The sequence below is a fragment of the Paraburkholderia sp. GAS42 genome (assembly GCF_050436565.1).
Classification (GTDB): Bacteria; Pseudomonadota; Gammaproteobacteria; order Burkholderiales; family Burkholderiaceae; genus Paraburkholderia.
In genome coordinates this window covers 75,723-101,358 of the sequence record NZ_JBNDML010000004.1, presented here as the reverse complement: position 1 = coordinate 101,358, position 25,636 = coordinate 75,723, and the positions used below count along the sequence as shown (strand labels likewise).

Annotated in this window: 27 protein-coding genes; 11 read left to right on the top strand and 16 right to left on the bottom strand. The window is 62.4% G+C overall.

The window, feature by feature from the left end; translation table 11 throughout:
* Positions 1–234: 234 nt before the first annotated feature.
* Positions 235–1,878 carry an alkaline phosphatase family protein gene (locus P3T16_RS07815; protein ID WP_429341803.1) on the bottom strand — a complete coding sequence of 548 codons (1,644 nt, stop codon included), beginning with the start codon at positions 1,876–1,878 and terminating at the stop codon, positions 235–237.
* A 211-nt stretch (positions 1,879–2,089) separates the two neighbouring features.
* Here P3T16_RS07815 and P3T16_RS07810 point away from each other — a divergent pair, with 211 nt between their 5' ends.
* The 6 genes from P3T16_RS07810 (at position 2,090) to P3T16_RS07785 (ending at position 5,979) form a co-directional block, all read left to right on the top strand.
* Positions 2,090–3,016, top strand: coding sequence for a LysR family transcriptional regulator (locus P3T16_RS07810; RefSeq protein ID WP_429341802.1), 927 nt, complete (start codon positions 2,090–2,092; stop codon positions 3,014–3,016).
* 159 nt (positions 3,017–3,175) lie between these two features.
* Positions 3,176–4,444, top strand: a complete 1,269-nt coding sequence (locus tag P3T16_RS07805; RefSeq protein WP_429341801.1) for an MFS transporter — start codon at positions 3,176–3,178, stop codon at positions 4,442–4,444.
* 365 nt (positions 4,445–4,809) lie between these two features.
* Positions 4,810–4,995 carry a hypothetical protein gene (locus P3T16_RS07800; protein ID WP_429256057.1) on the top strand — a complete coding sequence of 62 codons (186 nt, stop codon included), beginning with the start codon at positions 4,810–4,812 and terminating at the stop codon, positions 4,993–4,995.
* 70 nt (positions 4,996–5,065) lie between these two features.
* Positions 5,066–5,500 carry a universal stress protein gene (locus P3T16_RS07795; RefSeq protein ID WP_429256058.1) on the top strand — a complete coding sequence of 145 codons (435 nt, stop codon included), beginning with the start codon at positions 5,066–5,068 and terminating at the stop codon, positions 5,498–5,500.
* Between the two features lie 33 nt (positions 5,501–5,533).
* The gene (locus tag P3T16_RS07790) at positions 5,534–5,806 is read left to right on the top strand and encodes a hypothetical protein (protein ID WP_429341800.1); all 273 of its coding nucleotides are present in this window, start codon (positions 5,534–5,536) and stop codon (positions 5,804–5,806) included.
* Positions 5,807–5,838: 32 nt separating this feature from the next.
* Complete coding sequence (locus P3T16_RS07785; protein ID WP_429256060.1) at positions 5,839–5,979, top strand: hypothetical protein; 141 nt, start codon at positions 5,839–5,841, stop codon at positions 5,977–5,979.
* Positions 5,980–6,393: 414 nt separating this feature from the next.
* Here the strand turns inward: P3T16_RS07785 and P3T16_RS07780 are convergent, their stop codons facing one another.
* A complete protein-coding gene (locus P3T16_RS07780; protein ID WP_429256061.1) occupies positions 6,394–6,711 on the bottom strand; it encodes a DUF1840 domain-containing protein in 318 nt (105 codons plus the stop codon).
* 297 nt (positions 6,712–7,008) lie between these two features.
* Between P3T16_RS07780 and P3T16_RS07775 the strand changes: the two genes are divergently transcribed.
* Positions 7,009–7,632, top strand: coding sequence for a LysE family translocator (locus P3T16_RS07775; protein WP_429256072.1), 624 nt, complete (start codon positions 7,009–7,011; stop codon positions 7,630–7,632).
* Positions 7,633–7,671: 39 nt separating this feature from the next.
* Here P3T16_RS07775 and P3T16_RS07770 read toward each other — a convergent pair whose 3' ends face one another.
* Positions 7,672–9,078, bottom strand: coding sequence for a PLP-dependent aminotransferase family protein (locus tag P3T16_RS07770; protein ID WP_429341799.1), 1,407 nt, complete (start codon positions 9,076–9,078; stop codon positions 7,672–7,674).
* A gap of 159 nt (positions 9,079–9,237) precedes the next feature.
* Here P3T16_RS07770 and P3T16_RS07765 point away from each other — a divergent pair, with 159 nt between their 5' ends.
* Together P3T16_RS07765 and P3T16_RS07760 are read left to right on the top strand one after the other, a co-directional pair.
* Entirely contained in the window at positions 9,238–10,566 is a 1,329-nt protein-coding gene (locus P3T16_RS07765; RefSeq protein WP_429341798.1) for an aspartate aminotransferase family protein, read from the top strand.
* A gap of 265 nt (positions 10,567–10,831) precedes the next feature.
* Positions 10,832–11,083: a hypothetical protein gene (locus P3T16_RS07760; RefSeq protein ID WP_429256076.1), complete on the top strand. Its 252-nt coding sequence runs from the start codon at positions 10,832–10,834 to the stop codon at positions 11,081–11,083.
* Positions 11,084–11,151: 68 nt separating this feature from the next.
* Here the strand turns inward: P3T16_RS07760 and P3T16_RS07755 are convergent, their stop codons facing one another.
* The 9 genes from P3T16_RS07755 to P3T16_RS07715 all read right to left on the bottom strand — a co-directional run bounded on the left by P3T16_RS07755 (position 11,152) and on the right by P3T16_RS07715 (position 20,230).
* Positions 11,152–12,360, bottom strand: a complete 1,209-nt coding sequence (locus P3T16_RS07755; protein WP_429256077.1) for an ABC transporter substrate-binding protein — start codon at positions 12,358–12,360, stop codon at positions 11,152–11,154.
* Positions 12,361–12,635: 275 nt separating this feature from the next.
* A complete protein-coding gene (locus P3T16_RS07750; protein WP_429341797.1) occupies positions 12,636–13,349 on the bottom strand; it encodes an ABC transporter ATP-binding protein in 714 nt (237 codons plus the stop codon).
* Positions 13,346–14,143 carry an ABC transporter ATP-binding protein gene (locus P3T16_RS07745; RefSeq protein WP_429341796.1) on the bottom strand — a complete coding sequence of 266 codons (798 nt, stop codon included), beginning with the start codon at positions 14,141–14,143 and terminating at the stop codon, positions 13,346–13,348. Before P3T16_RS07745 ends, P3T16_RS07750 begins: the two co-directional genes overlap by 4 nt.
* Positions 14,140–16,080 carry an ABC transporter permease gene (locus tag P3T16_RS07740; protein WP_429341795.1) on the bottom strand — a complete coding sequence of 647 codons (1,941 nt, stop codon included), beginning with the start codon at positions 16,078–16,080 and terminating at the stop codon, positions 14,140–14,142. The genes P3T16_RS07745 and P3T16_RS07740 overlap by 4 nt, the downstream gene beginning before the upstream one ends.
* Before the next feature lie 99 nt (positions 16,081–16,179).
* Positions 16,180–16,578 (bottom strand): 4-carboxymuconolactone decarboxylase, encoded by a 399-nt coding sequence (gene pcaC, locus P3T16_RS07735; RefSeq protein ID WP_429256081.1) that lies wholly within the window; start codon positions 16,576–16,578, stop codon positions 16,180–16,182.
* Between the two features lie 2 nt (positions 16,579–16,580).
* Positions 16,581–17,366, bottom strand: coding sequence for a 3-oxoadipate enol-lactonase (pcaD, locus tag P3T16_RS07730; RefSeq protein WP_429256082.1), 786 nt, complete (start codon positions 17,364–17,366; stop codon positions 16,581–16,583).
* Positions 17,367–17,371: 5 nt separating this feature from the next.
* Positions 17,372–18,754 (bottom strand): 3-carboxy-cis,cis-muconate cycloisomerase, encoded by a 1,383-nt coding sequence (locus P3T16_RS07725; RefSeq protein ID WP_429341794.1) that lies wholly within the window; start codon positions 18,752–18,754, stop codon positions 17,372–17,374.
* 110 nt (positions 18,755–18,864) lie between these two features.
* Positions 18,865–19,527: a 3-oxoacid CoA-transferase subunit B gene (locus tag P3T16_RS07720; protein WP_429341793.1), complete on the bottom strand. Its 663-nt coding sequence runs from the start codon at positions 19,525–19,527 to the stop codon at positions 18,865–18,867.
* Between the two features lie 13 nt (positions 19,528–19,540).
* Positions 19,541–20,230, bottom strand: coding sequence for a 3-oxoacid CoA-transferase subunit A (locus tag P3T16_RS07715; RefSeq protein ID WP_429341792.1), 690 nt, complete (start codon positions 20,228–20,230; stop codon positions 19,541–19,543).
* A gap of 375 nt (positions 20,231–20,605) precedes the next feature.
* Between P3T16_RS07715 and P3T16_RS07710 the strand changes: the two genes are divergently transcribed.
* Positions 20,606–21,529, top strand: coding sequence for a LysR family transcriptional regulator (locus P3T16_RS07710; protein ID WP_429256086.1), 924 nt, complete (start codon positions 20,606–20,608; stop codon positions 21,527–21,529).
* A 58-nt stretch (positions 21,530–21,587) separates the two neighbouring features.
* Positions 21,588–22,214 carry a GTP cyclohydrolase I FolE gene (gene folE, locus P3T16_RS07705; RefSeq protein ID WP_429341791.1) on the top strand — a complete coding sequence of 209 codons (627 nt, stop codon included), beginning with the start codon at positions 21,588–21,590 and terminating at the stop codon, positions 22,212–22,214.
* Between the two features lie 60 nt (positions 22,215–22,274).
* On the opposite strand, the gene P3T16_RS07700 is transcribed toward folE, so the two are convergent.
* The 4 genes from P3T16_RS07700 to P3T16_RS07685 all read right to left on the bottom strand — a co-directional run bounded on the left by P3T16_RS07700 (position 22,275) and on the right by P3T16_RS07685 (position 25,459).
* The gene (locus P3T16_RS07700; RefSeq protein WP_429341790.1) at positions 22,275–23,186 is read right to left on the bottom strand and encodes a DMT family transporter; all 912 of its coding nucleotides are present in this window, start codon (positions 23,184–23,186) and stop codon (positions 22,275–22,277) included.
* A gap of 142 nt (positions 23,187–23,328) precedes the next feature.
* Positions 23,329–24,147 carry an AraC family ligand binding domain-containing protein gene (locus P3T16_RS07695; RefSeq protein WP_429341789.1) on the bottom strand — a complete coding sequence of 273 codons (819 nt, stop codon included), beginning with the start codon at positions 24,145–24,147 and terminating at the stop codon, positions 23,329–23,331.
* Between the two features lie 42 nt (positions 24,148–24,189).
* Positions 24,190–25,116, bottom strand: coding sequence for a serine O-acetyltransferase EpsC (gene epsC, locus P3T16_RS07690; protein WP_429256090.1), 927 nt, complete (start codon positions 25,114–25,116; stop codon positions 24,190–24,192).
* Positions 25,117–25,225: 109 nt separating this feature from the next.
* The gene (locus P3T16_RS07685; RefSeq protein ID WP_429256091.1) at positions 25,226–25,459 is read right to left on the bottom strand and encodes a hypothetical protein; all 234 of its coding nucleotides are present in this window, start codon (positions 25,457–25,459) and stop codon (positions 25,226–25,228) included.
* Positions 25,460–25,636 lie beyond the last annotated feature (177 nt).

The window sequence follows — 25,636 nt, the reverse complement described above, 5'->3', positions numbered from 1 at the left end:
GGAAGTCAGTTTAGGCAGACAACGTGAGTTGTTTAATGCCTCAACACTTCAAAGTTATGCTCAATCGGCTCACGCAATGACAGCGGCGCGGTTCGCCCTTTCCTGAGCAAACCGCGCCGCTTACATTGCAAAACTTCCGGACATCAGACGGCCAGCGCGTTCAGCTAACGCGCCGGAGCCGCCCGCCATCGCCACGCCGGGCGCTCCCGGCCGGCGGATCGCATCAAGCAGACGCTATTTGCGCTCGATTCCAAGACCCGGCAGGACCCGCGTCCCTTCTACCTGGACTGAGTGAAGCAGTTCCGGGTCAAGATCGAGAACGCGGAGAATCGTCGGCGCGACCTGTGTGGTGAGCACGGGCCTGGACACGGTTCGACCGTGCCGGAGTCCCGGGAACGACACCACGAGACCCAGGTGATTGTCGTCAGGCGCATTTCCGCCATGCTCCTCGTCCTTCGACATGCTGGACGTGTAGATCACACCGGGGTTCGGCTGCACGATGATGTCCGGGGTCCGGCCGCGTGCAGGATCGCCAAACAGGGCAGCAAGGCGCGGACCGTACAGGATGTACGCTTCGAGACCGTCCGCACAGATGCCTGGCGCGTTGCAGCTGCGGTTCGCGTTGAGCGTCTTCACAACCGCATCGAGCTGACTGCGGTTGCGCAGCCAGATGAGACCGACGTCGTCGGATTGCACCATGCCCGTATCAACGAGACCCGTACCGTCGTTCAGATTGCCCGACGTCGTGGCGTTCTGGCCAAAGTTGCCCTTGGGGTCGAGATAGTTGCTGGCTTCCAGCAGTTTCGTCAGCGTATCGCCGTTCTTCACCAGCTTCGTATGATCGGTGGGCGACTGACCATGCTTGGCCGTGACGATAATGACCGTCGAGGTATAGAGGTTTTTCTCTTTCAGTTCGGACACGATGCGGCCCAGTGCGTCATCCGCATAGGCAATCGCCTTTGAGACTTGAGGACCCGGCGTGAAACTCGCGTCGAGGTACCCCCCGCCTGTTTCTACGGTTGCCTTTTGAGCCACGCTCAAGGTCTGGAAGTTCGTACCGAACACCGTCGGCACCGAAGCAGCCTTTCCAGTCGAATCTTTACCATCGATCTGGTTGATGATCGCCTGCACGTGGAAGTTATCGAACTGCTCCGTGTGCGTATAAACGTCGGTGTAGTTCTTATTGGTCGCAGGGTCGATCGAGTTGATCTCGGTACGCGCCAGGTCGTCGACACCGCGCCCGGATGGTCCATTGACCCAGTCATAACCCCACGCATGCTTGTCCGCCCAGGCGGTACGCGCACCATGAATGTGTTCCTTGACGACTTCAAAAACGGTATTCGTCTTGATGTAGTTATGCGGGTAGACGGGCGTGCAGACGCCATCTTTCAATGCACGCGGAATGGCCTGCGGATTGAACGCGCCACCGCCGTCGAGATGGATCAGCGGACCTCCGTTCTGTCCGTCGATTCCGGTTGTCTCATCGAACACGACGTTCCATCCCTGCTTGCCCGTGCAGTGCGTATCCGACGGGGCATAGAGCGTACGGTCATACGACACGTCATAGAAGAGACCTGCGCTCTTCGGCGAGCCGCCTGTCACGAGTGCGGCAAGACCGGGAAAGGAATCCGACAGACCTGGCGTATGCGCATCCGTGTATGTCACGCCTGATTTCGCCAGCACGGCCAGATTCGGGCACGCGTTCGCGCCGATGCAGCGGGCGACATCCTGCTCATGCAAACCATCGATACTGATGAGAAGCACGCGTTTCGCGTCTTCCATTTCATGAGCCTGTGCCGCCGGGTGCACACCAGCCAGTGCCATCACACCGGCACCGAATGCTGCGCTGAACCCGGACCACTTCCTGGCTTTATCCATGTCTCACCTCGTTGTTGGGCATTGGGGGACCGACCTGCGCCGGCCGATCAATATGGATCCCGTCTGCGAACCTGTGATGAAGCGAGACTTTCAATTGTCTAACGGCTTGCGTGCCAGGTGTGCGCAATGTCGATGGCAGTCGGCCGTGGCGTACCCGACCCGCAAGACTGATACGATGGTCAATCCACTTTGTCATGACGTTACGTCAACGATGGATCGAATCGACGCGATGAAGGTATTCGTAGCCACGCTTGACGAAGGCAGCCTTGCCGCGGCCGGCCGGCGGCTCGGCCGCTCGCCCGCCGCGGTCAGTCGGGCCATCGCGTTTCTCGAAGCGCACGTCGGCATGGCGCTACTGCATCGCACGACGCGCACGATCAGGCTGAGCGAGGCGGGCGAGCGCTACGCCGCGTCGTGCCGTCGAATCCTGACCGACCTGGAAGAGGCTGATCTGCTGATTGCCGGGGAGCGCTCGGCGCCACGCGGCACGCTGACGCTAACCGCACCCGTTGCAGCGGGGCAGGACTTTCTGCGCCCGCTTCTCGATGAGTTCGTGGATAAGTATCCGGACGTCACGGCCCGATTACATCTGCTCGACCGCCCGGCGAACCTGATCGACGAAGGAATCGACGTCGCGCTGCGCATTGCGCATCTCGCCGATTCGACGCTCGTCGCACTTCCGCTCGGCGAAGTTCGCCGTGTCGTCGTTGCGTCTCCGCGCTATCTCGCCGGACATTCACCCATCGACGAACCCGCCGATCTCGCGAACCACCAGATCATCTCCATGACGCATTTCGGGGTCGATTCGTGGAGCTTTCCTTCATCGAACAATTCCGCCGTGCCTCAAACAGTGCAATTCACGCCACGTTTGATCGTCAACAGCGTAGCGGGCGCGGTGGCTTCCGCCGTCGAGGGACACGGCGTGACGCGGCTCTTTTCCTATCACGTCGCCGATCAGGTGCGGGACGGCTCGTTGCGGATCGTGCTCACCGGCCACGAACACGCGCCGCTTCCGGTTCATCTGCTCACGCCGCATGGCCGCCTGACCGTGCCGAAAGTCCGCTCGTTCGTTGACTTCGCGGTTCCGCGTCTGCGCGCGCTCTTCAGCGAACTAAAGGGCATCACCGATCCCGATTGAACCGCTGCACGGAAGAATGTCTACCGCACTGCGGCGATTCTCTCGCGCCGCGTTCGCATCTAGACTCCTTCCATCAGAAGCGGTGCCAGAGGAGTCAATCATGTCCCTTCAGAAGCGGCTCGATGCCATCAAGGCGGACTTCAACGTCGAGGAGGCCGTATGAGCCAGCCAGCCAATGTGCTTGCCCAGACGGCGAACTTCGCGGACCCGGCCAGCTATGCCGGCCGCAACACGCTCTACTGGCGCCGCAACCTCGTCATTTGCGTGATCGGCTCGTTCACCACGCTCGTCAGCCTGAGCATGTTGCTGCCGTTTCTTCCACTCTATGTACAGCAACTCGGCGTCACCTCGCCGGCGGCGGTAGTGCAGTGGTCAGGTGTCGCCTTCGGTGCGACCTTCCTTGGCACTGCCCTCACGGCACCGCTCTGGGGTCGTCTCGCCGACCGGTACGGCCGCAAACCGATGCTCGTACGGGCAGCGGTCGGCATGGCCATCGTGATGTCGTTGATCGGCATGGCGCACAACGTCTACGAACTCGTGGCGCTGCGGCTGGCCGCCGGATTGATCGGAGGATATGCATCGGCGTCGATCGTGATGATCGGCACCCAGGCGCCTCGCGAACGTGCCGGCTGGGCCCTCGGTATCCTTTCAACCGGGGCGCTCGCAGGCAACCTGGCCGGTCCGCTGGTGGGCGGGTTCCTGCCGTCGCTGATCAGCATTCGAAGCACGTTTTTCGCGGGCGGCGCCATGATTGCTGTGGCCGCCATCCTCACGGTCCTGCTGGTGCGCGAAGATTTTCGCCCCGCGTCCGATGTAAAAAATCGCCCCGCGGCCAACGCGGTCGCATCGAAGACCGCGAACCGCGCGGTTACGATCACCCTGCTTCTGACCGCGATGATGGTGCTCCTTGCCAACATGTCGATCGAGCCGATCATCACCGTGTATATCGGGCACCTCAACGTGCCGGCAGACCACCTTGCGCGCACCGCCGGCATCGTGATGGCATGTTCCGCGTTTGGCAGCATGCTGACCGCAGCACGCCTCGGCGCGCTCGCCGATCGCATTGGCAGCTGGAACGTGATTATCGGCTGCCTGGTGCTGACCGGCCTGGTGATGGTGCCGCAGGCGTTCGTCACACACTGGTGGCAACTGGCGGCCTTGCGTGGATTGATGGGCATGACGCTCGCCGGCTTGCTGCCGTCGATCGCGAAACTGGTACGGCATTCCGCCGCTGACCACGAGTCGGGAAAGATGCTCGGCTATCTGCAGTCGGCGCAGTTCGCCGGTCAGGTTGTCGGGCCGCTGATTGGTGGATTCATCGGCGTGCACATCGGGCTGCATTCGGTGTTCTTCGTTACAGGCTCGTTGCTGATCGCCTGTGCGGTGCTGGGCCAGTGGGCGCGTAACCGCCCGGGGCAAGCCGCGTGATGTTTCAACCAGCCGGATTTGACATGGGTCGAACGGCGATTTGTCTCTCCGCCGCAAATGCACGTGCGGCCTGAAATGCGATCGGTTGCGCAAGGCGCTGACACGCTGACCCCGGCGCGGTGAGGCGTCACTCATGGAAACAGTCGTTCGCCTCCCGGCCGGCCCGGTCCGAGGCTTTAGCCGGCCGATCACATATATCATGTTGTGATATATAATTGAATCAAAGTCCAGACACCGGGATCTGGTTTGGATCGAAGACACGACTGCAGCCCGGACACCTGAACCGGCGAGGGCAGTTGCGTTGCCGCTGCAAAGGACTTCAGGGATTTCCGGGACGTCATGTCGGGTGACGCAAAGGAGGCGTGATGGTCATCAATAGCGACTTTGAGATCGGCTATCTGCTGATCACATTCGCGCTGCTGGGCATCATCCTGGTTGGCGACCTGCTCAGCGCGCTGCAGTTGCAGCGCTGGCACCCCAAGCTGCTGGGTGCAGCAGTCGGTGCGTTATTGGGCTTCGCGCTGATCGAGGCTGTGCCCATGTTCACCTGAACAATTTCGCGGCGGAACCGATTCGCTCACTCGATAGACGACATCGCGAAAGCCTGTAAAGGAATCGATGATGGCCCCGTTCAACCGGATCCTGCTCTGCTACGACGCCACACCGGAGGGGCAGCTTGCTCTTCGCTGCGGTGCAGCGCTTGCGCAGCAGTTGCACGCGGAGACCCATCTGCTCTCGATCTTCGACTGCACATACTGGTCAAGCGGATTCGACGTTCTGTCGTCGATGAAATTCGAGATCGATGAGCAGGCGGCAAGGGAGACGCTACGCGAGGGTATCGAACGACTGCGGGCATGGGGGGTGACTGCGACGGGACACTATTCGACAGGAAACGCGGTCGACCACATTTCCCGCCTCGCGGATTCTTTGAAGGTCGACCTCATCGTCATTGGACATCATCCGCACGGATTTTTTGCGCGATGGTGGGAGGGAGAAAACCACGCACTGCTGCTCGACCGCGTGTCTTGCGGCGTCCTGTTCGAGGTGGCCAGGTGACGGCCATGCGTGGGTTCGAAACGGGATGGCGCAATGAACGAGCAGTCGTACGAAAACTACAGGGGCTTCCAGATCTGGGCATGCGCACAGATTGATCCGGTGGCCGGTGAAGGCCTGGAACTGGGCGCCATCTACCAACCGGTGGCCGTGATCCAGTGGGACGACTGCACCGGCGCATCCAGGAAGAAGCTGCTGTGCGATCCGAAGCTACGGGGTTACCAGAGCTCCGGAGATGCCCTGAGAATCGCCGCCGCAATGGCGAAGCGCTATATCGACACCACCCTTACGGGCGTCTGCGTCGCGTAAGCGGACGGGGTCGAAGGCGAAAGGAGATTGCTATGAATATCGACTTTTACTGGGTGCTGTTCTTTCTCGCATTATTCGTCTTTGCCGCGATCGGATTCGGACTGTCCGCGCTTGTCCCTGGTGGACGTGTCAACCACCAATCGTCTATCAAGCACCGCGGAAGACATTCCTGAGGGAAACAGGAAAAAGCTGGAATCTGCATGTCAATCAGCTACGTCATCCTGATCGAAAGCACGCCATCAGGAAGTAGCGGCTGTAATCGAAACGGAGGCGGCAATGATGGATCTTCTTGTGCAGTTCGTTGTTGTGGCCGCAATACTTGCGATGCTGGTTCTTTTCATCGTGGCACTCGATCGCCGGCCCCATCTCCGTGAACGGGAGCCACGGCAGATATCCCGCCGGCACTGGCGGAGCCGCATGCACAACGGACACTGACGGACAATGGCGCTACCGCGGCGCCGGTCTGGCGATCGGCGCCTGCGTCCGTCTGCTGCCCGGACAGCAGCCATCTGGCCACTTCGACAATCATGGCCTCCCAGTATCAAACCGATGTCCAACGGGCGTCAGCCTGCGGTGCACCACGACGTCTACAGCCCCCAGATGATGTCGGCATTCTGTTTGCGGGCTTCACGCATCATGTCGAGAAACGGCCATGCCCGCTGCGAAAGTCCACCGCCTGATTCCTGGCGGCGCTCGCGGGAATATTGCAGTGATTCGAGTGCAACCTCCGCCTTCTCGTCGTTCGAGATAGCCGCCTCCAGGCGGCTGATGGCACGGGGCAGTTCGTCGTGCAGGATGACGCCACGCGTATCGAGGTGCTTGCCGACGAGCCCCAGCAGGTACTGGGCGAGATCCCTCAGCATCACGACATCAGGCGTCGCGGGCGATTGAAATGTGATCAGCATGATGGCTCCCTGCTTCGATGTGTATCGCACCATCGCACCGGAAAGCCGTTGGGGGCAACGCGATTGTCTTCCGGCTTGCTCCTGCTCAATTACCAGTGACGAGGAGATCTGCCTTCATTTTATATCACAATGTGATCCATTCAAGCTGGAAAGACTATTGCTGTCGTCCTATGGGCAGGTGCACGATCCTTGAAGCTCGAGGAAGCCGTACCGGACATCATCTCTAAATCTGTACCGGTACTGTACCGGCTCCGTTCGATAGACTGCATCAACAGTCACCGAACCCGGAGCCCCGCCATGCCTCTCGACTCCCTGCTCACACTCAGTGCCCTGCCCGCCGGCATCCTGTTCGCGCTTGTCACGACCATCACGCCCGGCCCGAACAACACGATGCTGCTGGCGTCGGGCGTCAACTTCGGCTTTCGCCGCACGGTGCCGCATCTGCTCGGGATCAGCGCGGGCGTCGCGCTGTTGATGCTCTCAGTGGGATTCGGGCTCGGTGAGGCGTTCCGCCGTTTTCCGATGCTCTACACCGTGCTGGAAACTGCCAGCGTCGTGTATCTGCTGTATCTCGCGTGGAAAATCGGCACGTCGGGTGAGGTTCAGGTGCGCAAGGGCGAGCGCCGGCCGATGCGTTTTCACGAAGCCATCGCGTTCCAGTGGATCAATCCGAAGGCGTGGATGATGGTGCTGACCGCCGCGACGACGATTCATCTGAGCGCCGACTTCGGCTTCAATGCGCTGATGATGGCCGTGCTGTTCTATGTGATCGGGTTGCCCTGCATCTGTCTGTGGGCCGCGTTCGGCACCAGCCTGCGGCGCTTTCTGTCGAATCCGCGGCGGCTGCGCGCATTCAACATCGTGATGGCGACGCTGCTCGTGCTGTCGATGTATCCAGTCGTGCTGCATCTGCTCGGTTGAGCATTGCGATAGCGGCTCCGGCGGCGTCCACGCGTTCCACTAGCGGATGCCGTCGATAAAGCGCCACAACGCGTCGTCGGTCGAGTAGGGAGCGTTGAAGCGAAACCACGCGCTCGGCGCATCGTCAGGCCGGAAATATGAACCCGGGGCGAGCCAGATACCGTCACGCAAAGCGGCCGTCGCGATTTCGGCCGCGCGCTCCGGTTCGACCGGCAGTTTCGCCCACAGAAAAAGGCCCGCGCGTGGCCGGTGAAAGAGTTCAAGCCCGGCCGCGTCGATGCGCTCCTCGACCTGCATGTGCGCGGCCTTCAGGCGCTCATTGACGGTCTCGACATGACGCGCATGACGGCCTTCGAGCAGTACCTTGTCGACGATCCGCTCGATCGATTCCGACGACGTCAAACCCACCGCCATTTTCGTGCGCGCCAGTTCGCGCAGCACGTCGCGCTCCGCGACGACATATCCGCAGCGCAGCCCCGGCGTCACCGTCTTCGAAAAGCCGCTGACGTACAGCACGCGATGCAGTCCTTCCATCGCCGCCAGAAGCGGCGCGCCAGCAGGCGCGAGTTCGCGGCTGACATCGTCTTCGATCACCCACATGCGCTGCCGCTCGGCAATCTGCAACAGCCGGAACGCCGACGCCATGCCGAGCGTCGTGCCGGTCGGGTTCTGCAGCGTCGTGTTGACGAACATGGCTTTAGGCCGATGCGCGGTGACGAGAATTTCGAGTGCGTCGGCATCGAGACCCACGGGTGTACGCGGCACGCCGTGCACGTTGAGCCCTGCCAGCTTGAGAATCTGCAGCAGATTGCAGTAACCGGGGTCTTCGACCAGCACGGTGTCGCCAGGACGCAGCAGCGTGCGCACGATCAGATCGAGCGCCTGGGTCGCGCCCTGCGTGAGCAGCACATTCGACAGATCGACCGGTAGACCGCGCCGGTCGAGCTGTTCGGCGACCCGTTCGCGCAGCGGCGCGAATCCGTACGGATGACCGTAATCGGCGAGACGTCCGGGCGGCACACGGCTCATTGCGCGCAGTGCGTGCTGCAATCCCGAACCATTGATCCACTCGTTCGGCAACCAGCCACATCCGGCCTTGATCGGCACGGAGTGGTCAGCGTACACATCCGAGAGCAGCCACGTGGCGGTGAGGCTGGGCGGCTGCCAGTCGGACGCGCTCGCGCGCGCCGCCGGCGCATCGAGCGTCGCAACCCGGTATCCCGAGCCGCGCCGCGCGACCACCAACCCCATCGAAACAAGGCGGTTATAGGCTTCCGTCACGGTGAAGGTGCTCAGTCGATGCGTCTCTGCCAGTTGTCGTACCGAGGGCAGCAACGCGCCCGCGCGCAGCGACTGCGATTCGATAGCCGATGCAAAGCCTTGCACGACCTGCTCGACCAGTGTCGATGTACTGCGACGGTCGCGTTCCAGTTGAAGTTCGATCATGGCGAAGAAGGGCGACAGATGACGACGATGAGTCCGATTTGACCACTACAGTCAGCGCGAATTAACCAGCACAGTTACCAGCGCAGATGAGCCAACTGTCTATGCCGACATTAGACCGCGAGCGCTACAGTTTCGCTACCACTTCGAGGAGAAAAACCCATGACTTCGCGCCCCGTCATCGACGACCTGTCGTCTTTCTGGATGCCTTTTACCGCCAACCGCCAGTTCAAGGCTGCGCCGCGCCTGCTGGAATCGGCCAAGGGCATGTATTACCGCACGACGGACGGTCGCGAGGTGCTGGACGGCTGCGCCGGTCTCTGGTGCGTGAATGCCGGTCACAGCCGCGATGAAATCGTCGCGGCGATCGCGAAGCAGCTGTCGACGCTCGACTTCGCACCGACGTTCCAGATGGGCCATCCGCTCGCATTCGAAGCAGCGTCGAAAGTCGCCGGGCTCATGCCGGAAGGCCTCGATCGCATTTTCTTCACGAACTCGGGTTCTGAATCCGTCGATACCGCGCTGAAAATCGCGCTTGCGTATCACCGCGCGCGCGGCGAAGGTCAGCGCACGCGGTTGATCGGCCGCGAGCGCGGCTATCACGGCGTGGGCTTCGGCGGCATTTCGGTCGGTGGCATTTCGCCGAACCGTAAGACGTTTTCGGGTGCATTGCTGCCCGCCGTCGATCATCTGCCGCACACGCATAACCTCGAACACAACGCGTTTTCGAAGGGACAGCCGGCATGGGGCGCGCATCTCGCCGAAGAACTCGAACGGCTCGTCACGCTGCATGACGCATCGACGATCGCCGCAGTCATCGTCGAGCCGGTTGCGGGCTCGACTGGCGTGCTGATTCCGCCGCAAGGCTATCTGCAGAAGCTGCGCGACATTTGTACGAAGCACGGCATCCTGCTGATTTTCGACGAAGTGATTACCGGTTTCGGCCGCCTCGGCAAGGCAACTGCGAGCGAGTATTTCGGCGTGACGCCCGACCTGCTGACGATGGCCAAGGCGATCAACAACGCGGCCATTCCGATGGGCGCGGTCGCGGCAAGCCGCACGATCCACGACACGATCGTGAACAGCGGCGCACCCGGCGCGATCGAACTCGCCCACGGCTATACGTATTCGGCGCACCCTGCCGCCGCTGCAGCCGCGATCGCGACGCTCGACCTGTATCGTCGCGAAGACCTGTTCGCACGCGCAAATTCGATGGCGCCGAAGTTCGAAAGCGCCGTGCATGCGCTGCGCGATGCGAAGCACGTCAAAGACATTCGCAATCTTGGGCTCGTCGCAGGCGTCGAACTCGAATCGCGTGACGGGGCGCCGGGCGCGCGCGCCTATGAAGCCTTCGTCAAATGCTTCGAAGCGGGCGTGCTGGTCCGCTTTACGGGCGATATCCTTGCGTTCTCGCCGCCGCTCATCGTCGAAGAAGCGCAGATCGACCGCATTTTCAGCACCGTTCGCGAGGTGCTGGCAACTGTGCAATAACGCGCTCAGCGGCGCGATACGCGTCTAGTGATGTGCACGGGCGGCCCTGGTATGGGCCGCTTTTTTTGCGGAGAAAAGTGAAGAAAACGCGCTCGAAAATCGTGTTTTGCGTGGCATTCGCCAGCGAGACTGACGCAAATTTGCACGGCCTTGCAGGAAACTCACGGTCGGGCAGCGATTCAACAAAGGATGCGCCAAACGTTCCGAGCGCCTATTGTTAGAGCAAGAGCGGCGCTTTACGCCAGCTCGATCGGGAGACGCAGACATGAAACCACCTGTTATACGTGCGGGCACGCATATCGAAGGTGTCCACTGGATCGCCGAATATATCGAAACGGCCCATGAGATCCGTCTGTATCGCGAGGGCCAGGAAGTGGATGTCCACGACGCGCCATCGGCGCTATTTGGCGACGAGGAGAACGCCGGCTCCAAAAACGGCGCCGATCACCGCGCCGCCGAAGCGGCCGTGCTCGCCTATCTACGCCACTTCGTCGCCGAACACGACCACGAGGAATAGCGCGCGACGCGCGGAGGCGTTCACCGCCCCCGCGTGATACCTGCGCCTGCGCTGCGCCAGCTTCGCGTTTATTCTGCTGCGCGCAGTTTCTTCACATCCGCGTCGGATGGCTGCACGCTTGCGCCGTCGATGTACCGATACGACGTCATCACGCCCTTGCCATCCTTCAAGCCCGTTACGCCGACGTACGCGCCCATCGTCGACTGGTTGTCCTGCGCGCGATAGGTGATCGGTCCGAACGGCGTATCGACGCCAAGACCCTTGAACGCTGCGGCGAGCTTGTCAGGATCGGTCGAGCCGGCTTTCTTGATGCCGTCCGCAATCGACATCAACGCCGAATAACCCACCACCGAGCCGAGCCGCGGATAGTCGTGATATTTCGCCTGGTACGCATCGACAAACTTCCTGTTAGCCGGCGTATCGATCGAATACCACGGGTAACCGGTGACGATCCAGCCAGTCGGCGCTTCGGCGCCGAGCGGATCGAGATAATCCGGCTCACCGGTCAACAGCGACACGACACTACGATCCTTGAAGAGGCCGCGCGTATTACCTTCACGCACGAACTTGCCGAGGTCGGCGCTGAACAGCACGTTGAAAATCGCGTCCGGCTTCGAATCCGCAAGCGCCTGCGTGACCGCGCCCGCATCGAGATTGCCGAGCGGCGTCGCCTGTTCGGTAACGAATTCGACGTCGGGTTGCGCGGCCTTCAGCAGCTTCTTGAAGGTCGCAACGGCCGATTGCCCATACTCATAGTTCGGATACACCAGCGCCCAGCGCTTCTTCTTGAGCTTCACGGCTTCCGGCACCAGCATCGCGACCTGCATATACGTCGAAGGACGCAGACGGTACGTATATTTGTTGCCGTCGGCCCAGACGATCTTGTCGGTCAGCGGCTCGGCGGCGAGGAAGAAAATCTTGCGCTGCTTTGCGAAGTCGGTCAGCGCGAGGCCCGTGTTCGACAGGAAACCGCCGAACAGCAGCTGCACCTGCTCACGCGCGATCAACTCCTGCGCGACGCGGATGGTGTCGCCAGGATTGCCGTTGTCGTCGCGCGAGACGACTTCGATCTGCTTGCCGAGCACGCCGCCTGAAGCGTTGATCTGGTCGAGCGCGAGATTCCAGCCGTTCTTGTAGGGCCCGAGGAAAGCGGGTTGTGCCTTGTAGCTGTTGATTTCGCCGATCTTGATCGTCTGCTGCGCGTTCGCGCCGAGCGCGGCAAGCGAGAGCGTCAGCGAAACCGTCATGCGTGTGATCCATCCTGCGCGCGTGGTCATTGCTTTTCTCCGTTATCGAGGAATTGCGGGATGCTGCGAGTTCGGTGTTACCTGAAACCGGGTCGTCCGGCAGGGCCGGCCGCCCGCGAGCTGCTCACGCAGGCGCGAGGCGGGTTCTGTGATTGCACATCGTTGAAGTTTTCGCGACAAGCCGGCATCGTACCGGGTTGCGGCCGTGCATGTTGGACGATGCGCGAGAACCACGCGAGTCAGGTTATCCGGCGTCTCGACGTCGGCGTCCACGACGCCGAATCGGAGCCCGCGTTCAACATTGGTCAAACGCTCAGATAAGCGCGCCTGACGGTTTCATTCTGTGCAAGTTCGGCGATCGTGCCGCTAAAACAGATCTGCCCTTTCTCAAGCACGTACGCGCGATCGCTGACCAGCTCCGCGAAATGCAGGTTCTGTTCCGACAAAAGAATCGACAGCCCTTCGCGCTTTAACTCGAGAATCATGTTCGCCATCTGTTCGACGATGACGGGCGCAACGCCTTCAGATGGTTCATCGAGCAGCACGAGATACGGATTGCCCATCAACGTGCGCGACACGGTCAGCATCTGCTGCTCGCCGCCGCTCATCTGTCCACCGGGACGTTTCGGCATTTCACCGAGATTGGGGAAAAGACGAAAGAGCTTGTCGGGCGTCCATTGCGGCGCGCCCTCGCGCGGCGGCTGGCGGCCCGTGTCGAGGTTTTCCATCACCGTGAGATCGGCAAACACGCGTCGATCTTCCGGTACGAAGCCCATCCCCATCCGCGCGATGCGATAGGGCGGCAGCGTCGTGATGTCGGCGCCGCGAAACATGACGGAGCCCTGTTTGCGCGGCAGCAGGCCCATCACCGCTTTCATCGTGGTCGATTTGCCCGCGCCATTGCGGCCCATCAGCGCAACCACTTCGCCGCGTCCGACTTCAAGGCCGACGTCGAACAGAATGTGCGCGCGACCATAGAACGCGTTGAGGCCAGACACTTTCAGCATCGGCTCGCTCATTGCGGCGCTCCCTCTGAACCGGCATCGGCAAGCGGCGCGCGGGGCTGAAACGTCTTGCCCGTGCCGAAATACACTTCCTGCACGCGCGCATCGTTACGGATCGCCTCGGCACTGCCTTCCGCGATCAGCTTGCCGCGCGCAAGCACGATCATTTTGTCTGCGTAAGCGAAAACGACGTCCATACTGTGCTCCGTGAACAGCACGCCGATCTGGTGTTCGGTGACAAGGCGTTGAGTCAGCGCCATCAGGTCGTTGCGCTCTTTAGGCGCCATGCCCGCGGTCGGCTCATCCATCAGTAACAGCTTGGGGCGATTTGCTAAAGCGATCGCCAGTTCGACGCGCTTGACGTCGCCATAAGCAAGCACACCGCACGCGCGATGCGCGTCGGCGGCCATGCCGACCTGTTCGAGCAGATTCATCGCTTCATCCGCGAACCACGACGACGCCGCTTTCCACAGGCCGAACAGCTTACGTTCGCGCGAGACGAGCGCCATCTGCACGTTTTCGAGCACTGTCATTGAGTTGAAGGTCGCGGCGATCTGGAACGTGCGTCCGACACCTAGCCGCCAGACATCGCGCGGACGCTTGCCGACGAGCTCGTGGCCATCGAACACGATTGAACCTGACGAGGGTCGCAGTTGCCCGTTCACCATGTTGAAGCAGGTCGATTTGCCGGCACCGTTCGGTCCGAGCAACGCAAGCAGTTGCCCCGCTTCGAGATCGAACGAGACTCCATCGACGGCCGTAACGCCGCCAAACGACTTCGAGAGTCCGAATACGCGCAGGAGACTCACCGGCCCTCCTTTACCGCAGCGCCCGGCGCTTTAGCGGTCGCGGCACCGTTCTTCGTGCTTTCGTCATCGTCGCCAAAGCGGTCGCGAACAAAACCGACGATGCCTTGAGGAAACGCGATCACGAGCAGCAGGATCGCGAGGCCGAGCAGCGCCTGCCAGTAATCCGTCTGACGCGCGACCGTGTCCTCTAGCCACGTGAACACCGCAGCGCCGATGACCGGTCCCGTCAGCGTCTGCAGACCGCCGAGCAGCACCATGACAAGGCCATCGACGGAACGGCTTACGCTGATCACCTCCGGAGAAATCGTGCCCTTGGAGAACGCATACAGCGACCCGGCGAGCCCACAGAACAGCGACGCGATCACGAACGCGGCCCATTGCACACGCTTGACGTCGATGCCGATCGCTTCGGCGCGCAGCACGGAATCGCGCGACGCGCGCATCGCATAACCGAGCGGAGAAAACAGCATTCTGCGCAGCAGCCACACACCCATGGCCGTGCATATGAGCGTCAGGTAGTAGTACGCAACCGGCGATGACAGCCAGTTCGATGGCCACAGTCCAAGAATGCCGTTGCTGCCACCTGTGACGTCGTCCCACTGGAAGACCACGGACCAGACAATCTGTGCGAACGCCAACGTCAACATCGCGAGATAGACGCCGGAGAGTCGGACGCAGAACCAGCCGAATACGAGCGCGCCACCCACCGCAAGCAACGGACCAAACAGCAACGCGGCTTCCATCGGCAGATTCAGGACCTTGAGAAAAAGCGCTGCGCCGTAAGCACCGAGCCCGAAATACGCCGCGTGCCCGAACGAGTGCATCCCGCCCGGTCCCATGATGAAATGCAGGCTTGTCGCGAACAGCACAGCGATCAGGATTTCGACGAGCAACACCGGCATGTAGGGAAAGGCATTGGCGGCAAGCGGTGCAAGCGCAAGCACGACAAGCGCAGCAATGGCCAGCACACGCAGGCGCTTGCCCGCGGGACGCAATGGCGCCTCAGCGGCGGCCATGCCGCGCACGGCCGTGGTAGCGCGACCCAGCAAACCCCACGGGCGCACCACGAGAACGATCGCCATCACGACGAATTCGGCTACCAGCGTGAACTTGCTAAGCGAAAGATCGATACCGCCGATCGACACATGACCGATCCCGATGCACAGGGCCTTGATCTCCGCGATCAGCAAAGCCGCGACGAACGCGCCCGGAATGGAGCCCATACCGCCGACCACCACCACCACAAACGCATTGCCGATCGTCTCCAGATCCAGCGACAGATTCGCCGACATGCGCGGCATCTGCAACGCGCCGCCCAGGCCCGCGAGAAACGCGCCGATAAAGAACACACCGGTAAAGAGCCACGCCTGATTGATGCCCAGCGCGCCGAGCATCTCGCGATCCTGCGTCGCGGCACGCACGAGCGTGCCCCACCGCGTGCGCGTCAGGCCGTACCAGAGCACCAGCAACACCAGCGGACCCATCACGATCAACGCGATATCGTAGGTCGGCAGCGGATGGCCGAGCAGATCGACCGCGCCTGCCAGATGCGGCGCGCGCGGACCGAACAGATCCTGCGGCCCCCAAAGCCACAACGCGGCATCGCGGAAAATCAGCACGAGCGCAAACGTGGCAAGTAGATGAAACAGTTCAGGCGCGCGATAGATGCGCCGAAGCACAACCATCTCGACCAGCGCGCCAAGCGCGGCGACAACCAGTGCGGCCGCAAGTACCGACAGCCAGAAGCCACCCGTGGTCGCGCCAAAGCGGCTCGCGATGCTGTACGCCACGTAAATGCCGATCATGTAGAACGAACCGTGCGCGAAGTTGACGATGCGCGTCACGCCGAAGATCAGCGACAGTCCCGCCGCGACGAGAAAAAGCGCTGACGCATCGGCCAGTCCGTTGACAAGCTGTACCAGCAGATTCGAAAGCATCGTTGCCCCAGGCGGCCTGCGATTCAGCGCCACTCAGGCGCATCGGGAAAGTTCGGTTGAACCCGACACGTTAACAGCGAATTTAATCAGCGCAAACCTTTAAGGCTTTGCGGCAGCCGCGGCGTCGTCTTCACGGAACAGTTTATCCGCGAGATGAAACGCCGAATTCGCAGCCGGCACGCCGCAGTAAATCGCGGTCTGCATGAGGACTTCCTTGATCTCGTCGCGCGTCACGCCGTTATTTTTCGCGGCGCGCAGATGCAAGGCCAGCTCTTCGCTGCGGTTGAGCGCGACCATCATCGCGATCGTCAGGAGACTGCGCGTGTGACGCGGCAGGCCTTCGCGCGTCCAGATTTCACCCCACGCATAGCGCGAAATAAAGTTCTGAAATTCCGTGGTCAGCTCGGTGCGATTCGCCAGCGACCGCTCGACGTGCGCGTCACCCAGCACCCCGCGCCGCACGTTCAGGCCGGCTTCGTAGCGTTCGTCATCGGTCATGCTTACTCCGCCAGAAAGTCGAGCACGGTCTTCGTGAATACGTCGGCCTGCTCGATGTTGGAAATATGCGCGGCGTCGAGTTCGACATAACGCGCACCCGTGATCGATTCAGCCAGTTCGCGGCCCTGAGCGGGCGTCGCGGCGAGATCGTGCGTGCCGGAGATCACCAGCGTCGGCAGCTTGATGCCCGGCGCTTCCGGACGCAGATCGGTGGCGTCGATCGCATCGCAGTTCGACGCATAGCCTTCGTTGTCCGTATGCACGAACACATCGCGGATCTGCGCGATCACGAGCGGCTCGCGCTCGAAGAATCCTGCAGTGAACCAGCGCGGCAGCACCGCATCAGCGAGCGCGAGCATGCCTTCGCTACGTGCTCGCGCCGCACGCGGTACCCACACTTCCGGTGAGCCGATGCGCGCCGCCGTGTTGCACAACACGACGCGATCCAGACGATCCGCGTGACGCGCGGCGAGGCCGACGCCGGTCAGGCCGCCCATTGACACGCCGCAGTAATTCGCGCGCTCGATCTTGAGCGCATCCATCAAGCCGAGCACGTCGCCCGTCAACTGCTCGATCGTATACGGCCCCTTCGGTACGCCGGAATGCCCATGACCGCGCGTGTCGTAGCGCAGCACGCGGAAGTGCTTCGAGAATGCTGAAACCTGCGGCGTCCACATCGAGAGGTCGCTGCCAAGCGAGTTGGAGAACACGATCCACGGGGCGTTGCGGTTCTGCTCGCCATCCACACGATAATGAAGCTCAGTGCCGTTCACTGCGGCGTAGGGCATTGCCGTTACTCCTGATAATGGTTGGCGCGATCTGCGCGCGCGGTGTAAAGAGCCAGCGTAGCGTCCACATATGCGTGGGCCTGGCCGACATACTGTGCGGGATCGAGCAGCCGTTGCAGCTGCGCGACCGGAAGATGGTGCGTGACGTTCGAATCGGCGGAAAGCACATCGAACAGTGAGCGGCCCGTCTGCACGGCCGCTTTCGATGCATGCTCAACGAGATGATGCGCGTCGAGCCGGCCGATCCTGTCACCAAGCGCGAGCATCACCGCTTCGCCGAGAATCAGCCCATGCGTGACGTCGAGATTGGCTGCAAGTCGCTCGACATTCACGTCGAGGCCGACCGTGATCTGTTCGATATTCGCGAGTGCGCCACCCGCGAGACGCGCGAGATCAGGCAACGCGTCCCACTCGGCCTGCCAGCCGCCCAGCGCGCGTTCATGCTCCTGAACCATGCCGGAAAGCACCGTCGCAACGAGACCCGGTGCGCGTGCCGCGGCCGTCAGCACCGCCGCGCAACCGACGGGATTGCGCTTGTGCGGCATCGTCGATGAACCACCTTTACCTGCGGCCGCCGGCTCGCCGAGTTCGCCGAGTTCGGTCTGCATCTGCAGCGAAATATCGCGCGCGATTTTGCCTAGCGTGCCGATCAACATGCCGAACACGGACGCCGTTTCTGCGATGCGATCGCGTTGCGTATGCCACGGCAGCGTCGGCACGGCCAGATCGAGGTCTTTCGCGAGCGCCTGCGTCACGGCAGGCGCGGCATCGCGAAGACTCGCGAGCGTGCCGGCCGCGCCACCGAATTGCAGTACAAGCACACGCGAACGCAACACGTCGAGCCGCTCCTGATGACGCAGCAATGCATCGAGCCATTGCGCGAACTTCAGACCCAGCGTGATCGGCAGCGCCTGTTGCAGCCACGTGCGGCCGATCATCGGCGTCGCGCGATGCCTGAGCGCGAGCGCGGCGATGGCGTCGCACGTCGCGCGCAGGCTTGAATCGAGCAGATCGAACGTATCGCGCAGTTGCAGAACCGTCGCCGTATCGATGATGTCCTGGCTCGTCGCGCCCCAATGGACGTATTTCGACGCTTCCGTATCCGCCGCTTTCACGCGTGCAGTCAGCTGTTTAACGAGAGGGATCGCGAGATTGCCGCCGAGTGCAGCATCGCGTGCGAGCGTGTCGGCGTCGAGTTGATCCGCCTTGCACGCCGCTTCGATCGCGGGTACGGCCGCTTGAGGAATCACGTTGTGCGCCGCCGACGCACGCGCCAGCGCCGCCTCGACGTCGAGCATCCGCTGCAATGTGGCACGCGGCGACCAGAGGTCGTTCATCGGCTGCGTACCGCAGATGAGGCCCGTCAGACGGGCGCTGGATTCGAGCATGGTGGCGTCAACCATCGAGGAGAGAGACGATAGCCGCGTGTGCCGGCAACATGGCAAGCGCGGCGCCAGGCGTCATTGTCGCCGGGCACCGCGTCACCGTCACGCCGTGTTTACGCTGCGCCTGCGGATGCCTGCATGGCGTTGATGAGCGGAATGCCCGTCAGTTTCTGCAATTCGTCGAAGCCGATATCCGAGAAGATCTCGCGCACTGCGAGCCCTTCGGGCGTCACATCGATCATGGCGAGATCAGTATAGATGCGGTCGACGCAGTTCACACCCGTCACCGGATACGTGCATTCAGCGGCGATTTTGCTTTCGCCTTGCTTCGTCAGATGTTCCATCATGACGTACACCCGCTTCGCGCCGATCGCCAGATCCATCGCGCCGCCCACTGCGGGAATCGCGTCGGGTGCGCCGGTGTGCCAGTTCGCGAGGTCGCCTTTGGCCGACACCTGGAACGCGCCGAGCACGCAGAAGTCGAGGTGGCCGCCGCGCATCATTGCGAACGAATCCGCATGATGGAAATAGGCGCCGCCGGTCAGCAACGTGACGTGCTGCTTGCCGGCGTTGATCAGTTCGTCGTCTTCCTCGCCTTTGGCCGGTGCCGGGCCCATGCCGAGCAGACCGTTCTCGCTGTGCAGGAAGATTTCCTTGTTCGCATCGAGGTGATTCGCCACCAGCGTCGGCACGCCAATGCCGAGATTCACATACGCGCCTTCGGGGATGTCCTGGGCGACGCGCTTCGCCATTTCATCGCGGGTCAGTCGTTTCATATTGTGTCTCCTCTCAGGCCGCTGCGGTGTGTTGGGCAGCTTGCGGCAGCGCGATCACACGTTGCACGAAGATGCCAGGCGTCACGATGACTTCAGGATCGAGCGCGCCGAGCGGCACCACTTCCGATACCTGCGCAATCGCGACTTTCGCAGCACTCGCCATGATCGGACCAAAGTTGCGCGCGGTCTTGCGATAGACCAGATTGCCCCAGCGGTCGCCTTTGAGCGCCTTGATCAAGGCAAAATCGGCATGCAACGGCGCTTCGAGCACATAGTGCCTGCCATCGATAAGGCGCGTTTCCTTGCCTTCAGCGAGCTTCGTGCCATAGCCGGTGGGCGTAAAGAAACCGCCGATGCCCGCGCCCGCCGCGCGGATACGTTCCGCGAGGTTGCCCTGCGGCACGAGTTCGAGTTCGATCTCGCCTGCGCGATAGAGCGCGTCGAAAACATACGAATCGGTCTGGCGCGGGAACGAGCAGATGATCTTGCGCACGCGTTTCGCCTTCAGCAACGCGGCAAGGCCGATGTCGCCGTTGCCGGCGTTGTTGTTGACGATCGTGAGTTCGCGCGCGCCCTGCTCGATGAGCGCATCGATCAGTTCGGACGGCATGCCCGCCGTGCCGAAGCCGCCGATCATGACCGTTGCGCCGTCGTTGACGTCGGCCACCGCTGACTGAAGTGATTCGAAAATCTTGTTGATCATGCCGGTTCCCTGTTGGACGCCTTGCGCCGCGCCGCTCAAGGAAGCTGCATGGCACCGTCTCCGCGTCGTGATGACTGCGCGCTGCCGGGTTCCGGATGCGCGCGACATGCCCGCTATATGCTGGTCTGCCCGCGACTGCTGTTTTTGCGAATTTGTTCTATACGCGAACAACGATTCGTTTAGCGAACGTTCGGGTGCATTATGGTCGGCGTCCGACCCGCTTGTCAAGGACCGGACTTCCATGATCTACCTTGCGCGGCAAAAGGCAAGGTGACGCGTCGAACTGAACCGCCGGTGGGCGCTTTCCCCAATATGCGGCAATGCGATTTTGCGGTTACGGTGTATACGTCATCGCGATACTGCCCCGCCGCCGTCATGCCTGAACTCGACCTGAACCTGATTCCTTACCTCGTTGCGATGGAGGACACGCGCAACGTGAGCCGCGCCGCCGAACGCCTTGGCGTGAGCCAGCCGCGCGTCAGCACAGCGCTCGGGCGGCTGCGCGAATACTTCGGCGATCCGCTCTTCGTACGGACATCGCGCGGGATGGAACCGACGCCGCGTGCGCTCGCGCTGATCCCGGCCGCGCGCGAGGCGCTCGGACGCATCGAGACCGGCCTGCTCGATTCGCAGGAGTTCGATCCCGCGACGTCGACGCATACGTTTTCGATCGCGCTTTCGGACGTCGGCGAGATCGTGTTCCTGCCGAGACTCCTGCAGATGTTCACGGAGCGCGCGCCGCACGCGAATCTGCGCTCGGTCACGCTGCCGCCGGCGCAGGTGGAACGCGGGCTTGAATCAGGCGACATCGATCTGGCGGTCGGGTTTTTCCCGGATCTGTCGGGCAACAACTTCTTTCAGCAGCGGCTTTTCACGCATCGCTTCATCTGCCTGATGCGCACCGGTCATCCGCTTGCGAAGGCGCCGCTGACGCTCGAGCAGTTCATCGCATGCGGGCATGCGGTGGTGCGCGCCGAGGGCCGCAGCCAGGAAGTGCTCGAACAGTTTCTGGAAAAGAAACGCATCCGCCGGCGCGCAGTCCTCGAGACGCCGCATTTCATGAGCCTGCCGTTCATCCTCGCGCGCACCGATCTGATCGCGACTGTGCCGCACGCGATCGGCTTCGCGTACGTGTCGGAACATGCGTCGATCACGATCGTCGAACCGCCGATGCAGTTACCGCGTTTCGACCTCCGGCAACACTGGCATCGCAAGTTTCACAACGACCCGCGCGCGGGCTGGCTGCGCGGCGTTGTATCGGAGTTGTTCAACGATGCGATGGACGAATGGCCTAAGTGACAGCATTTCGCAAAACATGGAACAATGACCGACAGATATGACCTGACAGGAGCGGTGGATGACCCGAACAACAAAATCCGAAGAACCGGCCACTCGCCCGACGCGCGAAGAAGCTGAAGCGGCGGTTCGCGTGCTATTGCGTTGGGCTGGGGACGATCCCATGCGCGAAGGGCTGCGCGATACGCCCGCGCGCGTGGTGCGCTCGTACGAAGAGTTTTTCGCGGGCTACACGGTTGATCCGAAGGAACTGCTGGTCCGCACGTTTTCCGAAGTCGACGGCTACGACGAAATGATCGTGCTGAAAGACATCCGCTTCGAAAGCTACTGCGAGCACCACATGGTGCCGATCATCGGGCGCGCGCACGTGGCGTATCTGCCGGAACATCGCGTGGTGGGTATCTCGAAGCTTGCGCGGCTCGTCGATGCGTTTGCGAAGCGTCTGCAGATCCAGGAAAAGATGACCGTGCAGATCGCCGACACGCTGAACGAAGTGCTGCAGCCGAAGGGCGTCGGGGTGATTCTCGAAGCCTCGCATCAATGCATGTCGACGCGTGGCGTGCACAAGGCAGGCGTCGAGATGGTCACGTCACGGATGCTCGGCACGTTTCGTACCGATCCATCGACCCGTCGCGAGTTTCTGTCGATCGTGGGGAATCCTTCGACGCTTAGTGTGGCGAATACCTGAACCTCGCGCACTTTTTCCGTTCGTGCCTGCGGGTACTGGAATGCTGAAACGCTCGCAAGCTCACACGCTCACGCGTCTGCGCGCACGCACGAAGCCGTCCATGCTCGCCAGCAGCACCGCGCCCAGCACGCAGGTCACGCCGCCCAGTTGCGCGAGGCTCACCGGCTCGCGCAGCAGCCACGCCGCGAGCGCGACCGCGGATACAGGCACGAGCGCAGTCGTCAGGCTGGCTTCGGCGCCGCTGATGCGGGCCGCACCTGCGTACCAGAGCACGAAGCCTGCCACGGTCGGCACCAGCGCGTAGTAGATCACGCCTGAGATCGCCGCTACGTCGACGTGTCCGAGCCACGGTTTTTCAAACAGAGCCGGCACAACCGCGACTGCAAATCCGATACCGCTCATCAACGCCGACAGTGGCAGCGCCGGCACGGGCGTCTTGAGCTTGCGGTTGAGCAGGATGAACAACACTTCGCAGACGACCGCTGCGAACACGAGTGCGTCGCCGGCCAGCACGCGAACGGTCCTCGCCCCCTCGATGTCATCGAGGCGCACGGTACAGGCCAGCACGCCGGCTGTCGCCAGCAGAACCGCGCCGAGCAACGCGGGTCGCGGCCGCTCCCCGAACGCGATCATCGCGACGGCCGCCGTGACTGCGGGCAGCGTGCCCGCGATGACGCCCGCATCCGCGGCCGATGCGAGCCTCATGCCACTGATTAGCAGCACCGTATAACCGACGCTGCCCGCGCCTGCCTGCGCAATCACGAGCAACGTATCGCGCCGGTTCAGGCGCGGGAATGTCGCGCCGCGTATGCGCATGATCAGCACAAGAACGGGAAACGCAATCGCGAACCGCAATGCCGTTGCGGAGAAAGGCGGCAGGCCGGCCGCGATCGTCTTGCTGACCACCACCGTACTGCCGACGCCGATCATCGCCAGCGCGCAAAAGAGATAGCCGATCGAGCGGGAATTCATGCCGCGTCCTTGTCCGTTGGGAATGTGGACGCAGCGTAGAGCGAGTGGGAAAGCGGGTCTTGAACGAAATTGCAGCGTTCGGGCGGCCGGCGTTCCAGCGGCCGGTTCCGGCGGCCGGCGTTCCAGCGGCCGCCGCTCGGGCTCAGGGACGGCGCGTCGCCGCCGCGTAGCCCGCGGGCGTGATGCCGAGCAGGCGCACGAACGCGCGGGTCATGTGGCTCTGGTCGGCAAATCCAGCGCCAGCGGCCGCGTCGGCGAGCGCCGCGCCTGTCGCGATGAGCCGGCGCGCGAGCGCCACACGCCGCTGCATCCGGTATGCATGCGGCGGCAAGCCGAGTTCATGCGCGAAACTGCGCAGCAACTGGAAGCGGCTCATACCCGCCTCGCCCGCCAGATCGGCGAGCGTCAATGCCGACGATGGATCATCGTCGATGCGCGCCTTCGCCCGCGCGATGGGCACGGCCGTCAGACGGGGCGCTGCCAGTGTCGTGTGCTTCGCGCCGACATGGGCGAGCAACGCGAGCAGCGCCTCTTCGCGCGCCATGTCGTCGACGTGCGCGGCATCGTCGACGGCGGCCGTAAACACGCGCTCGAACAGCTGCTTCAACAGGGGATCATGTGCGACGGGCTGCGTCAATTCGACGGAGCGCGAGGGGGTGAGCGTCAGCTCGCCCGCGGCTTCGAACATCAGCGATGGCGCGAGGTACAGCATGCGCCAGGCGCGGCCGCGCGCGTCGAGCGGACTGCCGTCGTGGATTTCGCCGGGATTGCAGGTGATCACATCATTGGCGCGCGCTTCGACCGGACCGCGACCGCTCGCCGAACGCTGCCCGCCGCGCACGATCACGCCAATACCGAAGCCATCATGTGAATGACGCGGAAAGGCATGCGCGGTTTCCGCGACCGTCGCTTCGACGCCGTCAATGGCACAGCGAACCATCTGGACGCGGCCGCGCTGCATGCTGATCTCAGCCGGTGAGCGTCGCGGGCGGGCGTGGCGACATCAGCGTTTGCCCTCGTCGCTGCGATCGCCTTCGCGGATCTTGCCCTGCGACACGCTGCTGCCCGCCGGCACGCTGTGCGTGAGCCACACATTGCCGCCGATCACCGAGCCACGGCCGATCGTCACGCGGCCAAGAATCGTCGCGCCTGCGTAGATCACGACATCGTCCTCGACGATCGGATGGCGCGCGTTGCCCTTCACCAGCGAGCCGTCGACGTCCGCCGCAAAACTCTTCGCGCCGAGCGTTACCGCCTGATACAGACGCACGCGTTCGCCGATGATCGCGGTCTCGCCGATCACCACGCCCGTGCCGTGGTCGATGAAGAAGCTGGGCCCGATCGTCGCACCCGGGTGAATATCGATGCCGGTGGCCGAGTGCGCGATCTCGTTGATAAATCGCGCGAGCAGGGGTACGCCGAGCCGGTGCAGCGCATGCGCGAGACGGTGGTGCGTCATCGCCCATACGCCCGGGTAGCAGAGCAGGATTTCGGTGATGTGCTGCGCGGCGGGGTCGCCGGTGAACGCGGCCTGGATGTCGCTCACGAGCATCGCGCGGATGCCGGGCAACTGCTTGCCGAATTCACGCGCGACGTCGAATGCGTGCACGCTGAGTTCGGCGTCGGGCGTCTCCGCGTATTCCGGCAGAAAACGCAGCGCGCGGCGGATCTGTTCGGCGAGCAGTCGCAACGTGCTTTCGAGCGTGTGGCCGACGTAATAGTCGACGCTCTCATCCGTCAGGTCGGGCGCGCCGTAATGCGTCGGAAACAGCGCCGCGCGCAGACCCGCGACGATATTAATCACGCCATCGCGCGACGGCAGTTCGCGAATACCGCGAGGGTGGCGTGTTCGATGCAGTTCTTCGCGCGACGCCCGCAGTTCGGCGACGATCTGTTCGAGACCCCAGTTATGAGAAGACACATTTGACATGATGAGGACGGCGCCGGCGTGCGGTTCAAGGTGAAGTGTCCCCAAGATTACCGCGTTTTGTGTCCGTCCGCGTGACGCACGCTGCGACGGAGCGCGGCCGGCGCCGCAGTCAGATTGTCACGCTGCTCGCATCGATCCAGCGCACTGCCCAGTCACGCGCGTGTGCGATCGCAGAGGCTTCGTCAGCGAAGCGGAGATCGACGGGGAAAAACCGGTTGGCGACGAGCTCACCGTCGCTGGAACGCGAGATCACCACATACGGCTGGTACATGCCATCGCCGGCTCGCGCCGGCGCACAGTTCAGCAAGTAGCCGCGATGTGTGAATGCAGCATCGAAGTGCATGAGTCACCCGCCCTGACTGCCTCGTAGATGATGTGAGTGACGCGCGGTATTGTGTTGCGGCCGGGCCGCCAGCGGCCGTTCACAGCGGCCGTGATTTGATACGCGACATCTCGTTCGGACTAAGATCATACTCTGTAGAAAATGCGTGTTCCACGGAAAAAAAGCAAAAATTTGCTG